Here is a 13,667-nt window from a genome sequence, read left to right as displayed (position 1 = left end):
GTGGGGCGTCAGGAGGGGCGGACGCAGCAGCCGACGCAGAGCTTCGGCCGGGGCAGGGTGAAGGCCAGGCAGCAGGTCTTGCGCTGCACCATCGGGGCGCCGGCCGGCCCGGGGACCAGCTCGATGAGGTCGTCGACGCCCAGCGCGCCGAGCAGGGTGGCCACGGCCGCGGTGGACGAGCCGGCCACCGTGTCGGTGGCGCGCAGCACCGCCTGGGCCACGCTCGCGGCGACCGAGCCGAGCAGCGTACGGGCGCCGACCCGGACCCGGTCCTGAATGGCGGCCAGCAGCGGCTCGAGGTGGGCGTCGAGCAGCGAGCGGCGCAGCTCGGCGAGCAGTTCGGCCTCGTCCCGGACCACCAGCACCTCGGCCGCGCCGGCCAGCGCCAGCGGATCCGTCGGCAGCACGGCGATCCGGGCCGACGCGCGCAGGCCCACGGTGATCAGCGGTCCGTCCTCGTCGAGCCGGACCAGTACGTCGGCCGGGTCCAGCAGCGGAACCCGGCGGGCGGACAGCCACCCGAGCACGACCGGCAGGGCCAGCCAGTAGGTGTACGCCTTCCAGGCCAGCGCGGCCGCCGCGTGCGGTTGGGCGTCCCACCGGCGGGCGGCGGCGGCGAGCAGGTCGTCCAGGCTCCGCCCGCCGATCAGCTCGGTGGCCGGCAGCCAGCCGCGCTCGTCCCGGACGATCAGCTCGGGCGCCAGGCCGGGCACCAGGTCGGTGCCGAAGATCCGGCGCAGGGTGCCGGTCACCGGCGCCAGTGGCGCGGGGGCCTCGGGCCGGTCGGTGGCGAGCATCAACATGATCCGAACCGCCCTTGCCGGACGGATGCCAGATCGGTCGTCGACGCCACGCTGTCCCTCCGCCTCGCCGGATCCTCCGGACCCCTGAGTTGCCGCCTCTCCGGCCAGGCTAGCCAACGAACTCAGGTAAGGCAAACCTAAGTGGCGAGATCGAGGCCCTCGTCGCCCGGTCCGGGCCGGCGTGCCGGTCAGGTACCCGGCCTCGCGCCGGTCACGCCTGACCGGCCGCGGCGCTGGCGAGGCGGCCAATCGACCGATCCATAGCGTGTCGAGGAGCACACTAATCGTGTAAATCCTTGACGATTCATAGACAATTGTCAAGGCGAATGTCGGTAACGCTTCACTTTCACGGTCCGCGCGGGGCAGCCCCAGCACACTGGAATCTCCCTGCCCAGAGGACACCGATGACCCTCTCGCCTCTCGAACGGGCCGCCGACTCGTTCGCGGCCGAGCTCTCCCGGCGGCGGGTGGCCCGCGGCCTGACCAAGAAGCAGCTCGCCGCGAGGATGGGCTTCGACCCGTCGTACGTCAGCCACGTGGAGGGGCGCCGGCACCGCCCGACCGAGGACTTCGCGCGGCGCGCGGAGGCCGTGCTGGGCGCCAGCGGCGCCATCTGGCAGCGCTTCCAGGAGTACGACGAGCTGCGGCAGGCCCGGACCGTACCCGCCACCCGCCGCCCCGCCCCGGTCGGCGAGCAGTGGCTGCCGCCGGGCACCGGGCTCATGGTGGAGGAGGAGGTGGCCACCCTCCGGTACGTGGACGGGGTCTACCGCTGTGTGATGCGGCGGCGCCTCTACAACGGCGGCATCGAGCCGGTCACCCGCTACCTGGTCCGGGTGGCGGTCGACCGGTACCCGCACGATCCGGGCCGGTCGAACCGGCACCACCGGGAGCACCCGCTCACCTTCGCCGAGCTCGACCTGCAGGCCCGGTGGCGGGACGACGGCCGGGTGGAGTCGATGGACTGGCGGACCAAGCACGACCGGGATGCCCTCAAGGAGGCCTGGCTGCTCTTCGAGAACGCCGAAGGCCGCTTCCCGCTCTACCCGGGACACCGGGCCACCATCGAGTACGCGTACACGGTCGCCGAGGAGAAGTGGGGGCCGTGGTTCCAGCGGGCCGTACGGATGCCCACCCAGCGGTTGGTGGTGCGGCTGGACCTGCCGGCGGAGCTGGACCCCCAGGTGTGGGGGGTGGAGGCGTCGCTGTCGGCCGAGGAGGGCCCGCTGCGTACGCCGATCGAGCGGCATCCGGAGGGCGAGCGGGTGGTCTTCGAGTGGCACACCGAATATCCCCAGCTGCACGCCCGGTACCGGCTGGAGTGGCGGTTCCGGACGCCCCCGGCCGCGCCGACCGGGACGGACGACGGCGACGGCGAGCGGGCCAGCGACCGGATGCGGGCCGCCGGCGTGGTGCAGCGCGGCGCGGACATCCTCCGCCAGCCGACCCGCCGGTTCGAGCTGCCGGAGGAGGAGGACGCGGCCCGGGAGGCCGTGGACCGGCTGCTCGAGGCGCTGGAACGGGTCGACCAGCTGCACCCGTTCAGCAAGGGCGTCGGCCTCGCCGCGCCCCAGCTCGGGCTCGGCTGGTCGGCCGCGGTGGTCCGCCCGCCGGACCGGGGCGCCCCGCCGGTGGTGCTGCTCAACCCGCGCGTGGTGGACGTCGGCCCGGACACCGACGAGCAGTACGAGGGCTGCCTGTCCTTCTTCGGCGTCCGCGGCCTGGTGCCCCGTCCGCTGCGGCTGGACGTCGAGCACGTCGAGTACGACGGCTCGCCGGTGATCACGTCGTTCGAGTTCGCCATGGCCCGGCTCGTGGAGCACGAGATCGACCACCTGGAGGGCCGCCTCTACACCGATCGGATGCCGGCCGGGATGCCGGTGGTGCCGGTGGAGGAGTACCGCGACACCGGCCACCCCTGGCGCTACTGACCCGCCGGCCCGCGCCGACAGGAGAGTGGGGGCGGGCCCCGGATCCTGCGTCACCGCAGGACCCGGGGCCCATTCGGGGGGAGGGAGGTCTGTCGTTCGGCGCCGCTACGCGCCGCCGAAGGTGTCGTACCGGATGTTCTCGCTCGGCACCTCCTGCTCGGCCAGGACCCGCAGGGTGGACCGGACCATCCGGGTCGAGCCGGAGACGAAGCAGTCGTGCCCGGTCCACGGGCCGTACCGGTCGAGCGCCTGGCCGAGCGTGCCGTGCTCGCCCCTGAAGGCCGGGTCGGAGCTGCACACCGGCACCACCGACAGCCACGGATGGCGGGCGGACAACCGGTACAGCGACTCCAGGGCGTAGAGGTCGCTCTCGCTGCGTGCGCCGACGAAGACGTGCACCCACCGGGTCCGGTTGTACCGGGTCAGCTCCTCGACCAGCGCCTTGACCGGGGCCAGGCCCACCCCGGCGGCCACGCACAGCACGTCCCGGGTCGACTCCGGGTCCAGCGTCATCGAGCCCATCGGCGCGGCCACCCGGAGCAGGTCGCCCGGCCGGACCCGCCGGACCAGGGTGCCGGACAGCCAGCCCGCGTTCCGGCAGCGGACGTGGAACTCCAGCACGTTGTCCTCGGTCGGCGCGTTCGCGATCGAGTACGTCCGCCAGATCCGCGACAGGTGCCGGGGCGCCTCGATGCTGACGTACTGCCCCGCCCGGTAGGGCAGCGGATGCTGCAATGGCTGGCAGGTGAACACCGCGATGTCCCGGCCGTATCGCTCGTGGGTGAGCACCTCCGCGTGCCAGAACGGGGGGTTCGGGTCGTCGGCCGCGCCGGCCAGCATCCGGGCGGCGATGGCCGCGTACGCGTCCCGCCAGGCCTGGTCGTACTCCAGGGTCCACTGGTCGCCGGCGAAGGTGCGCAGCGCGTCGAGCAGGGCGTAGCCCACCACGTCGTAGTGCTCCGGCGCCACGTGGAACTTGCGGTGGTCGCGGCCCAGCCCGCGCAGGTACGTGTCGAACTGCTCGGGGTCCTCGACGGTCTGTACGGCGTTGACGAGGGCCTCCAGCAGCCGGTTCCGCTGACCGGTCAGTTGCACCGGAAACAGCGGCCGCAGGCCCGGATCGGTGAGGAACATCCGTGCGTAGAAGTGGCTGGCGAGCTGGTCCCGCCGATCCTCGACGAGAACCCAGCTCTCCTTCAACAGCCGCCCGAGGTTGTCCATAGACGTCCTTCTCGGTATTGTCGTGCGTCGGATGCGCCGCACGAGCTGGCCGGCAGGTCGGGGTTTCGTGCGAGGGGTGTCATGCTGCTGCGCGCTCATTCAGGATGGACACGCTCCGTGGAGACCGATCGCACACAGTGTGCGATCAAGAGTCCCGCTCACGGGTCTGACCGAACGTGGGATCCCAGGTCAACCGGCCGGTCCCGGGCACAGAAACGTCGCTGCGTCGGGCAGAGTGTCAGGGTGACCGTTGATCTCGCCAACCCGGTGCGCCGGCGGACCCTCGGCATCGAGGTCCTGCTGGTGCTGGGCGTCTCGCTGGGCCAGTCGGCCGTCTATTCCCTGGTCACCATCGTCGCCCGGCTGACCGCGGACCGGCCGCTCTCGCAGCAGACCGCCACGCTCAACGCCTCGCAGTCTCCCCGACCCTGGCTCGACCTCACGTACCAGCTGCTGGGCATCGCGTTCGCGCTGGTGCCGGTGCTGCTCGCCGTACATCTGCTGAACCGGGACCCCGGCGACGCGCGCGGGCTGCTCGGCCTGGACGCCCGGCGGCCCGGGTCGGACCTCGCGCGCGGCGCGGCGCTCGCGGCGCTGGTCGGGCTGCCCGGCCTCGGCCTGTTCTGGCTGGCGGCGCGGCTCGGCATCAACGCCAGCGTGGTGCCCGCGGCGCTGCCGCACCAGTGGTGGGCCGTGCCGGTGCTGATCCTGTCGGCCGCGCAGAACGCCATCCTGGAGGAGATCGTGGTGGTCGGGTACCTGGTGACCCGGCTCCGCGAACTGGCCTGGCGCGGCTGGCTGGTGGTCGGCGCGAGCGCCGTGCTGCGCGGCTCCTACCACCTCTATCAGGGCATCGGCGCGTTCTTCGGCAACGCCGTCCTCGGGGTGATCTTCGTGCTCTTCTTCCTGCGCACCCGGCGGGTGCTGCCGCTGGTGATCGCGCACACGCTGCTCGACGTGGTGGCCTTCGTCGGCTACGACCTGCTGCCCCGCTCCTGGTTCGACTGGCTGTAGGGGTAAGGAAGGGCCCCTTGTTATCGCTTTTTGTATAGCAAGGGGCCCCTGTTAACGGCGCCGATCCGGCTAGCGCCCGGCGTTCCGGAAGTGCGCCGCGGCCCGCGCGGCCAGCCGCTGGGTGGCGTCGGCGTTGGCTGCCGCGGCGGTCAACGGGCCACCGCCGGGGATTCCCCGAGCGGCCAGCCGCAGCGCCATCCAGCCGCTCGACTGCGCGGCGAACGGCGCCGCGATCCGACGCCCGCCCTCCAGCAGCCGCCGTACCGGCTGGTCGCCGACGCCCGGCCGCCGGTCCGACCCGCCGAGCGCATCCCGAGCGCTGGCCGCGTCCGGGTGCGCCCCGGTCAGCACGAGCAGGTCGACCACCCGCTCCGGGTCGGTAGGGTCGCGGTCGTAAGCGGCCGCCAGGTGCAGGATCAGGCCCGCCTGGGCCCAGGCCACGGCCGCCAGCTCGGCCACCGGGGCCAGCAGGCCGGTCGCCGTGGCCAGCAACGCGCCCGCGCCGGCCAGCCGGGTGTAGCGCCGGCTCGCCAGCCGGGCCAGCCCGTCCGGCCCGGCCGCCGGGTAGGCCTCCCGGGTCCGCGCGGCCCAGTCCCGGGCCCGCGGCCCGACCAGCTCGACCGCCGCCTGGGCGAGCAGCTCCGCCGCCCGGTCCGGCCGGTCGAGCACCCGCCGCACCGGTCCGGCCCCCATGGGGGTACGACCGGCAGGCGCGCTCTGCTCCCGTACGGCCGGAGCCGGAGCGCGGGGCGGCACCGCCTCGTCGCCCGGCGGCTGGTCCTGGCGGCTCGGCGATCCGCCCTGCGCCGGCGGCTCGTGGTGCGTCGGCTCGCTGGCGTTCCCGGCCGGCGTTGCGGCCGGGTCGACGGCCTTTCTGGCTGGCGCACCCTTCCTGGGTGCTGCGGTCTTTTTCGTGGCGGCCTTACGGGCCGGGGCCGGCTTCTTCGCCGGTGCGGTCTCCCCGACGGCGCTCACGCCCTCGGTGGTGGCCTTCGTCTCGAAGAGCCCGCCGGCGGGGGCGGTCGCGTCGGCCATGGGCCCGGCTGGCGGCGTGGCCGTCGTGGCGGCCGCTGGCACGGATGGCCGGGCCTCGGCCGTCTCTGCCGGCGTGGTCGTCTGCGGCGTGGCCGTCTCCGCCGGCATAGTCGTCCCGGCGGCGGTCGTCTTTGCCGGCGTGGTCGTCCCGGCGGCGGTCGTTTTTGCCGGCGCGGTCGTCTCGGTGGTGGCCTTCCGGGCCGGTGCGGCCTTCTTGACGGGGCTGGCCTTCTTGGCGGCGGCCTTCGCCGGGCTTGCCCTCCGAGCCGGCGTGGCCTTCGCGGGCGGGGTCTTTTTCGTGACCGGGGTCGCCTCGGCCGGTCCGGTGGCCCTCGCGGGTGGGTCGGACCCTTCGGGCGCCGCGGGTTGCTCCTCGATCGGCGCGGGGGGCTGGAACAGGACGGCCGGGGCGGATTTGCCCGCCTGCCGAGGCCGCGCCGGAGCAGCCGGCGTACCCGAGGACTCGCCGGTGCGGCGTGGCCCGGCGCCCGCCGGCGCACCGGAGGTTCGTCCGGCCTGGCGCGGCCCGGAACCCGCCGGCGGAGAATCCGGGGCCGGCGCGGCGCGGTCGGCACCGGAGCCGGCCGGAGCGGCGGAGCTTCCGGTGCTCGGATCGCGTCGGGCCCGCTGGCGTGGCGTCGCCGCAGGGCGGGTGGGTTGATCTTTGTCCGGCTGCTCCTCCATGGTCGGAAGCCTAGTCGTGAGTGAGGTTTCACACCTGTTGAGGAGATCGATCGGCGTGCCGCCGAGGGTTCGCGGGGCGCTGGACCGGCCGACGGCGAAGGTGCTTTGCCCCGGCCGGCGCCGGCCCTGTATCCTCGACCGTCGGTGGTCCACGACCACCGGGGAGACTTCGCCTAGTCTGGTCTATGGCGCCGCACTGCTAATGCGGTTGGGGTTAACCGCCCCTCCCGGGTTCGAATCCCGGAGTCTCCGCGGTCGCCCGGGTGTGTATGCTTGCCGGGCACCTGCGCCCGTAGCTCAACGGATAGAGCATCTGACTACGGATCAGAAGGTTAGGGGTTCGAGTCCCTTCGGGCGCACAGGATCATGATGGGTCTGAGCTGCGGAAACGCGGCTCAGGCCCTTCTTGCTGTCTGGCCTGCGTGGACGGTGGGTGTCACACGGGTGCGATGTGGCTGCCAGCCCCGGCCGGCTCACCGGAGCACGTCCCGCCGCCGCCGGTACTCCTCCTCGTCGATATCCCCGCGGGCGTACCGCTCGTCGAGGATCCGCCGGGCGGTGTCCTCGCCATCGGTTCGCGCGCGACCGGAGAACCCGGCGCCGGCCAACAGCCGCATGCAGAAATAACCCAGGACCAGCAGGGCCACTACCAGCAGGAGCGACCACAGCCACATCCCAGCGGCCATCCCGCCGTAACCCACCATCGCCGCTCACCCCCTGCCGATCCCGCACGTCTGCTCCTGATCCGGACGCTACGGCCGCGAGCCACACCCCGGCAGGGCAGCGGGTCACCCGGGTACGGGCCGATGGTCCCGACCCGTACCGGGATCGCGATCATCCGCCGACGGTCGCCCGGTCGCCGGAGGTGGTGCCGCCGGGCGCCGACCGGCGGGTGAGGGCCGCGGCCAGCAGCGCCGCCGCGGTGACCTGGCAGGCGCACAGGAGGACGACCAGCAGGGGCAGCGAGTGGCTGTAGAGGCCCCCGGCGAGGGCGCCGCCGGCCAGCGCGGCCACGCCCTGCACGGCGGCGAACACCCCGTACGCGGTGGCGCGGCGTGGGGCGGCCACCAGGTCGGCGACCAGCGCCTTGACCGTGGAGTCCTGCACGCCGACGGCCGCGCCCCACAGCAGGGCGCCCACGAGCAGACCTACGCCGCTGCGGGACAGGGCGAGCGCGGGTACGGCGATGGCGATGACCGGCAGCGCGTAGAGCACCCGGCCGCCCCACCGGTCGTAGAGGTGCCCGCTGGCCAGCGCCGCGACCGCCTCGGCGGCCATCGCCGCGGCGTACAGCACCGGCACCGCCGCGACGGTGATCAGGCCGACCCGGCTGGCGTGGTAGGAGATCAGCCCGAACGTCACCAGACCGGTCGTGGAGGCCCCGGCCGCGGCGGCGAACCAGAAGAACCGGCGGGGAAGATCCACCCCGAGCCAGCCCGCGACCCGGGTGGGCCGGCGCTGCCCCGGTACGGCCGGCGGGGTGGCCTCGTGACCGGCGGCGTCCGGCACCTTGCGCCGCATCCACAGCAGCAGGCCCATCGCCGCGGCGCCGGGAACGGCCAGCACCGCGAGCGCGGGCCACAGCACGCCGGTGGCGGCGGTCAGGGCGGCGACCAGCAGCGGCCCGGCGAAGGCGCCGACCTGGTCGAGGGCCTTGTGCACGGCGAAGCCGCGGCCCCGGCCGACCGCCCCGGCGGCCCGGGCCAGCAGCGCCGACTTCGCCGGACTGCGGACCGCCTTGCCCACCCGCTCGGCCACGATCAGCCCGCAGGCCACCGCCAGTCCGGCGCCGCCGAGCACCGGCGCGAGGGCGAGCAGCGGTACGCACACGGCGGTCAGGCCGTAGCCGGCCAGCGTCAGCGCCCAGTACCGGGAGGTCCGGTCGGCCAGCGGGCCGAACGCGAGCCGCAGCAGCAACGCCATCGCCTCGCCCGCGCCGGTGACCAGCCCCACCACCAGCGCCGAGGCGCCGAGCGCGCCCAGCAGCGGGCCGGTGACCGACCGGGCGCCCTCGTACACCATGTCGGCGGCCAGGCTCACCACACCGAACCCGACGACGGCCCGCCACGGCGTCAATCCCCGCCGCGGGGACACGTCGGTGGTCAGGGTCTGGTCCGTCACTGCCGCTCCCGTCCGTGCCGCCCGGTCTCGGTTGTCCGGGTCGAAGGCCCGGTCCATTCGAACACGGGGATGGGTACGTCGTGTCCGTGGCTGCCGGTCAGGGTGGCCTGCGTCGCCCGCACCATGGCCGACCGTGGCCATCACAACCTGTCAGTGGGCGAAGAGTCCGGGCAGTCCGCCGCTGTGCAGGAACACGACGCGTCCGCGCAGACCGCTGGCCAGGAGGGCGGCCATCGCCCGCCCGGTGTAGGTCGGGTCGAGGAAGATGCCCTCGACGCGGGCGGTGACGCGCAACGCCTCGCGGACCGCTTTGGTGACTGTCCCGTATCCGGCGCCGACCTGACTGTCGTCGATGCGCAGCAGGGCCGGGTCCAGGTCCAGCAGGTCGGCGACGACCGTGCGGGAGTCGGGGACGGCGCCAGTGTGCACGCCGAGGACCCGTTCCGGGCCGAGCTCCCTGACCAGGCCGGCCATCGTGCCGCCGGAGCCGACTGCCACCACGAGGTGATCGAAGTCGCCGGCCTGCTCGCGCAGTTCGCGGGCGCAGTCGACGTAGCCCTGAAGGGATGTCGCCGAGGTGCCGCCGAATGGGATCACGTACGCGTCCGAATGCGCCGCGGCCACCTCGGCGACCACGTCGTCGGACGCGCGGTCGCCGGTCCAAACGATCTCGGCACCGGCCAGGTCGTCCAGCAGCAGGTTGCCCCGCTGGTCTGCCGGTCGCTCACCGGTCAGCACCAGGATGCAGCCGAGCCCGAGCCGGGCCGCGGCGGCAGCGGTCAGCCGGGCATGGTTGCTCTGCGGCGCGCCCGAGGTGATCAGCATGCGGGCCCCGGCCGCGACGCCTTCAGCGCACGTGTACTGCAGCTTGCGGACCTTGTTGCCGCCCCCGCCCAGACCGACCAGGTCGTCCCGTTTGATGAGCAGGCGGTCCAGGCCGAGCCGGGCGGCGAGTCGCGGGGCCTCCTCGATCGGGGTGGGCCAGGTGCCAAGAGCAATCATGCCGGGAGTCAACCACCGGGCCACGGAAGCTGCAGGCCGGCGGAGACGGGCCCCGCGGGCCTACTTCGCCGGCCCGGTCAGCCGGCGGCGCGAGGACGCCAGCAGGGCGTCGACGCGGCGCAGACGTGCGTCGGAGCGTTCGAGCGCGGTTGCCACCCTGCGGTGCAGCTGTTCGGCGCGTTGGACCACGGTATTCCCGTCGGTCGGCGCCGGCGCCGGCGCCGGCGCCGGTGGCGGTCTGCTTCGGTCCGCGTCGGTCTGCCGTTCGGGTTCACCCGAGGCCGCCGGGGGCGGTGCCTTGTCGTTCTGCGCTCGAATGGTGCTCACCCGTTTCGGCTGCGGGAGCGGGACTGTCTCGGTGTTACCGTGCGGGGATGGCTACGCCATCGCCTGCGCATCCACGGCAGGTCGACAACGACTCGCCTGGGCAGCTGTCGGCGCGGACCCGGCGTCCGCTGATCGGGGTCGTGGACGACGAATCCGATCTGGTCGCCATGACCGTCGATTACCTGATCCGGGACGGGTTCGCCGTGGTGACCGCCGGTGACGTGCGCGGCGCCGCCGCGCTGCTGCGCGCGCATCCGCTCGATCTGCTGGTCCTTGATCTGATGCTGCCCGACGGCAGCGGGCTGGATCTGCTGCGTGGGGTGATCGCCGGCCGGCACCTACCGGTGGTCATCTTGACCGGTAGGGCCGAGGAGCACGAGCGGGTCCTCGGCCTGGAGCTGGGCGCCGACGACTACGTCGTCAAGCCGTTCTCCCTGCCCGAGCTCGGGGCGCGCCTCCGGGCGGTGCTGCGCCGGGCCGGGACGGCGAGCAACGAGACGGTGCACCGCGTCGGGGCCCTGGCGGTCGACACCCGGTCGCGGCAGGTCAGCATCGACGGCCAAGCCGTCGCGCTGACGGCGCTGGAGTTCGACCTGCTGGCCACCTTCGCCGCGGCGCCCCGGCAGGTGTTCACCGCCGGGCAGCTGCTGGCCGACGTGTGGGGCTCGGCCGCCGAGCGACGCGAGCGCTCCGCGGTCGCCGAACACGTCTACCGGCTGCGCCGCAAGCTCACCCAGGCCGGCGTCGCCCCGCTGCGGATCGTCACCGTCCGCGGGGTCGGCTACCGCCTCGACCCCTGACCCGGCAGAGGAGGCGGCCCGGCATGATGCCGACGCTGGACTATCGGCGGCTGTTCGACGCGCTGCCCTCGCCCTATCTGATCATGACGGCGGACTTCACCATCGTCACCGTCAACGACGCATACGCCGCCGCCACCATGATCGACCGAGCGGCAGTGGTCGGGCGGCCGATGTTCGAGGTGTTCCCCGACAACCCCGACGACCCGAACGCCGACGGGGTCCGCAACCTACGCCGATCCCTGCAGACCGTCGTGGCCACGGGCAGACCCGACGCACTCGCCTTGCAGCGCTACGACGTGCGCGCGCCGGACGGGACGTTCGTGCCGCGCTACTGGAGCCCGGTGAACACGCCGCTGCCGGCCGAGGACGGCACCGTCGCCTACATCGTGCACCGGGTCCAGGACGTCACCGACCTGGTAGAACTGCGCCGCGCCGGCGCCGCCCACGAGCAGGCCGCCGCCGCGCTGCAGACCCGCGTCGACCAGATGGAAGCCGACCTGTTCACCCGCGGCCGCCAACTGCAGGACACCAACCGGCAACTGCAGCAGGTAAACGCCGAACTCGCCGCCGCCAGCGCCGTACTTCGAGCGCAGCAGCAGGCCAAGGATCGCTTCATCGCCACCCTCTCCCACGAGCTACGCAATCCCCTCGCCTCGGCCCGGGCGGCCCTGGACGTGCTCGGCCTCGACATCCCCGAGCACCCCGCCCGGGCCGTCCTCGAACGGCAACTGACCGCGCTGACCCGGATGACCGACGACCTGCTCGATGCCGCCCGCGCCCTCACCGGCGGGCTGCGCACCAGCCGCCGCCCGCTGGACCTGCGGCCGCTGGTAGCTGCCACCGTCCGCGACGCCCATGCCATGCGCGCCGCCCGTACCGGGGACGGGCCCCCGATCCGGCTCGGGCAGCCGGACACCGCCGTCACCGTCGACGGCGACCCGGTCCGGCTCGTGCAGATGCTGACCAACCTGCTCGACAACGCCCACAAGCACACCCCCGCAGGCACCTCAATCACCGTCGATGTCACCGTCGGGGACGGCTACGCTGAAATCGACGTCCGCGACGCCGGCCCCGGCTTCCCGCCGGAGAGCGCCGCGAGCCTGTTCGACCCGTTCGTCCGCGCCGCCACAGCCGGGCAGCGCGCACCCGCGGGGCTCGGCCTCGGCCTGGCCGTCGTCCGCGGCATCGCCGAAACCCACGACGGCACCGCCACGGCCCACAGCGACGGCCCCGGCACCGGCGCCACCTTCACCGTCCGCCTCCCGCTGACCCAGCGGCCAGTCATCGATCGGCAACCGGCCGCCCCGTCGCCCCGGCCCCCGCTGCGGATCCTGTTCATCGACGACAACGAGGACCTCGCCGCCATGTACCAACGGCTGCTCACCGATCGCGGCGACACCGTCACCGTCGCCACCACCGCGGCCGCCGCACTGTCCGCTGCCCGCCGCACCTCCTACGACCTCATCCTGTGCGACCTCGCCCTCGACGCCGACAACGACGGCTACACCATCGCCCGCCGGCTACGCCGCAGCCGCACCCACCGCTGCACCCGGCTGATCGCCGTCTCCGGGTTCGCCGCCGACACCGACCGCGTCCGCAGCCGCAGCGCCGGCTTCGACGCCCACCTGCCCAAGCCTCTCGACCCCGCCGACCTCGACCAGCTACTCGCCGCCTGGACCCGCAACTGGACCCGTCCGCTGTCGACCGAAGTCGTCTGAACGGGTTCACCGTCGAGTTCGGCGTCGCCCGTTCGCTGCTCGCCACGCTGACCCGACCGCAGAACGTACGTTTCGACCAGCTTGACCCGGCAGACTGGGACCGTGGCGAACATCTTGATCACCGGCGCCTCCGACGGGCTGGGGCGGGCCCTGGCGGGCGAACTGGCAAGCGCCGGGCACCACCTCATCCTGCACGGCCGCGACGCCGGGCGGTTGGCCGACGTCGCCCGGGAGACCGGCGCGGTGGCGATCCGCGCGGACCTGTCGTCCCTCGACGAGGTACGCGAACTCGCGGCCCGGGTCGACGACCGGGCCACCCGGCTCGACGTGCTGGTCAACAACGCCGGTGTGGGGTTCGGCGCGCCGGGCGCCGGTCGGGAGCTGTCCCGCGACGGGTACGAGTTGCGTCTTGCGGTCAACTATCTGGCGCCGTACCTGTTGACCAGGCTGTTGCTGCCGGCGCTGGGCCGGTCCGATTCCGCGCGGGTCGTCAACGTCGCGTCGGCCGGGCAGCGTCCGATCGACCTCGACGACCTGATGATGGAACGGGAGTACGCCGGGATCGAGGCGTACCGGCGGTCCAAGCTGGCGCTGATCGCGCACACCTTCGACCTCGCGGACGAACTGGCCGGTACCGCCGTCACGGCCAACTGCCTGCACCCGGCGTCGCTGATGCCGACCGCGATGGTGCGCGAGTCCCGCTACGGCACCATCGACTCGCTGGAGCAGGGGCTGCGCGCGACGCTGCGGCTGGTCGTCGACCCCGGCCTGGCCGGGGTGACCGGTCGGTACTTCAACGGCACGCAGCCCGCGCGGGCACTCGACCAGGCCTACGACCCGGCGTTCCGTGCCCGGCTGCGGGAGCGCACCGAGGCCCTGCTGGTCGCCCGGCAGACTCCGTGACCGGCCCCGGGACGCGGTGTGCCGGACGTCGGCCAATGCGGGCCGGCAAGGCCGCGCGGGCCACGTCCGTGTCAATCGAGGATCTTGATCGGGTACGCCTCGTCGCGG

Annotated in this window: 11 protein-coding genes and 2 tRNA genes; 7 read left to right on the top strand and 6 right to left on the bottom strand. The window is 73.6% G+C overall.

Annotated features, from left to right (window positions below; translation table 11 throughout):
• Positions 1–8 precede the first annotated feature (8 nt).
• Positions 9–797: an IucA/IucC family C-terminal-domain containing protein gene (locus ACFFHU_RS02160; RefSeq protein WP_377336016.1), complete on the bottom strand. Its 789-nt coding sequence runs from the start codon at positions 795–797 to the stop codon at positions 9–11.
• A gap of 410 nt (positions 798–1,207) precedes the next feature.
• Between ACFFHU_RS02160 and ACFFHU_RS02155 the strand changes: the two genes are divergently transcribed.
• Positions 1,208–2,734, top strand: a complete 1,527-nt coding sequence (locus ACFFHU_RS02155; protein WP_377335107.1) for a peptide deformylase — start codon at positions 1,208–1,210, stop codon at positions 2,732–2,734.
• 105 nt (positions 2,735–2,839) lie between these two features.
• Here the strand turns inward: ACFFHU_RS02155 and ACFFHU_RS02150 are convergent, their stop codons facing one another.
• The gene (locus ACFFHU_RS02150) at positions 2,840–3,955 is read right to left on the bottom strand and encodes a globin domain-containing protein (protein ID WP_377335105.1); all 1,116 of its coding nucleotides are present in this window, start codon (positions 3,953–3,955) and stop codon (positions 2,840–2,842) included.
• Between the two features lie 243 nt (positions 3,956–4,198).
• On the opposite strand from ACFFHU_RS02150, the gene ACFFHU_RS02145 reads away from it, so the two are divergent.
• Positions 4,199–4,969 carry a CPBP family intramembrane glutamic endopeptidase gene (locus ACFFHU_RS02145; RefSeq protein WP_377335103.1) on the top strand — a complete coding sequence of 257 codons (771 nt, stop codon included), beginning with the start codon at positions 4,199–4,201 and terminating at the stop codon, positions 4,967–4,969.
• A gap of 69 nt (positions 4,970–5,038) precedes the next feature.
• Here the strand turns inward: ACFFHU_RS02145 and ACFFHU_RS02140 are convergent, their stop codons facing one another.
• Positions 5,039–6,004, bottom strand: coding sequence for a hypothetical protein (locus ACFFHU_RS02140; RefSeq protein WP_377335101.1), 966 nt, complete (start codon positions 6,002–6,004; stop codon positions 5,039–5,041).
• A gap of 846 nt (positions 6,005–6,850) precedes the next feature.
• On the opposite strand from ACFFHU_RS02140, the gene ACFFHU_RS02135 reads away from it, so the two are divergent.
• Positions 6,851–6,940 (top strand) — tRNA-Ser (locus tag ACFFHU_RS02135).
• Positions 6,941–6,974: 34 nt separating this feature from the next.
• Positions 6,975–7,047, top strand: a tRNA-Arg gene (locus tag ACFFHU_RS02130).
• Positions 7,048–7,161: 114 nt separating this feature from the next.
• Here the strand turns inward: ACFFHU_RS02130 and ACFFHU_RS02125 are convergent.
• The 3 genes from ACFFHU_RS02125 to ACFFHU_RS02115 all read right to left on the bottom strand — a co-directional run bounded on the left by ACFFHU_RS02125 (position 7,162) and on the right by ACFFHU_RS02115 (position 9,811).
• A complete protein-coding gene (locus tag ACFFHU_RS02125; protein WP_377335099.1) occupies positions 7,162–7,374 on the bottom strand; it encodes an SHOCT domain-containing protein in 213 nt (70 codons plus the stop codon).
• 148 nt (positions 7,375–7,522) lie between these two features.
• Positions 7,523–8,809: an MFS transporter gene (locus tag ACFFHU_RS02120; protein ID WP_377335098.1), complete on the bottom strand. Its 1,287-nt coding sequence runs from the start codon at positions 8,807–8,809 to the stop codon at positions 7,523–7,525.
• 150 nt (positions 8,810–8,959) lie between these two features.
• Entirely contained in the window at positions 8,960–9,811 is an 852-nt protein-coding gene (locus ACFFHU_RS02115; protein WP_377335097.1) for a pyridoxal-phosphate dependent enzyme, read from the bottom strand.
• A gap of 374 nt (positions 9,812–10,185) precedes the next feature.
• Between ACFFHU_RS02115 and ACFFHU_RS02110 the strand changes: the two genes are divergently transcribed.
• The 3 genes from ACFFHU_RS02110 to ACFFHU_RS02100 all read left to right on the top strand — a co-directional run bounded on the left by ACFFHU_RS02110 (position 10,186) and on the right by ACFFHU_RS02100 (position 13,559).
• The gene (locus ACFFHU_RS02110; protein WP_377335096.1) at positions 10,186–10,938 is read left to right on the top strand and encodes a winged helix-turn-helix domain-containing protein; all 753 of its coding nucleotides are present in this window, start codon (positions 10,186–10,188) and stop codon (positions 10,936–10,938) included.
• Positions 10,939–10,961: 23 nt separating this feature from the next.
• Positions 10,962–12,656, top strand: coding sequence for an ATP-binding protein (locus ACFFHU_RS02105; RefSeq protein ID WP_377335095.1), 1,695 nt, complete (start codon positions 10,962–10,964; stop codon positions 12,654–12,656).
• 102 nt (positions 12,657–12,758) lie between these two features.
• Positions 12,759–13,559, top strand: a complete 801-nt coding sequence (locus ACFFHU_RS02100) for an SDR family NAD(P)-dependent oxidoreductase (protein ID WP_377335093.1) — start codon at positions 12,759–12,761, stop codon at positions 13,557–13,559.
• The last annotated feature ends 108 nt before the right edge of the window (positions 13,560–13,667 follow it).

It is taken from the genome of Plantactinospora siamensis (assembly GCF_042434095.1).
In the GTDB taxonomy this organism is placed as follows: domain Bacteria; phylum Actinomycetota; class Actinomycetes; order Mycobacteriales; family Micromonosporaceae; genus KBS50.
Note: the sequence above shows the minus strand (reverse complement) of the source record. Positions and strands in the feature narration are given on the sequence as shown.

Bases quoted from the DNA above. Each gene is read 5' to 3' on its own strand.
- ACFFHU_RS02160 (WP_377336016.1), bottom strand. From the start codon at position 797: ATGCTCGCCACCGACCGGCCCGAGGCCCCCGCGCCACTGGCGCCGGTG.
- ACFFHU_RS02155 (WP_377335107.1), top strand. From the start codon at position 1,208: ATGACCCTCTCGCCTCTCGAACGGGCCGCCGACTCGTTCGCGGCCGAG.
- ACFFHU_RS02150 (WP_377335105.1), bottom strand. From the start codon at position 3,955: ATGGACAACCTCGGGCGGCTGTTGAAGGAGAGCTGGGTTCTCGTCGAG.
- ACFFHU_RS02140 (WP_377335101.1), bottom strand. From the start codon at position 6,004: ATGGCCGACGCGACCGCCCCCGCCGGCGGGCTCTTCGAGACGAAGGCC.
- ACFFHU_RS02125 (WP_377335099.1), bottom strand. From the start codon at position 7,374: ATGGCCGCTGGGATGTGGCTGTGGTCGCTCCTGCTGGTAGTGGCCCTG.
- ACFFHU_RS02115 (WP_377335097.1), bottom strand. From the start codon at position 9,811: ATGATTGCTCTTGGCACCTGGCCCACCCCGATCGAGGAGGCCCCGCGA.
- ACFFHU_RS02110 (WP_377335096.1), top strand. From the start codon at position 10,186: ATGGCTACGCCATCGCCTGCGCATCCACGGCAGGTCGACAACGACTCG.
- ACFFHU_RS02105 (WP_377335095.1), top strand. From the start codon at position 10,962: ATGATGCCGACGCTGGACTATCGGCGGCTGTTCGACGCGCTGCCCTCG.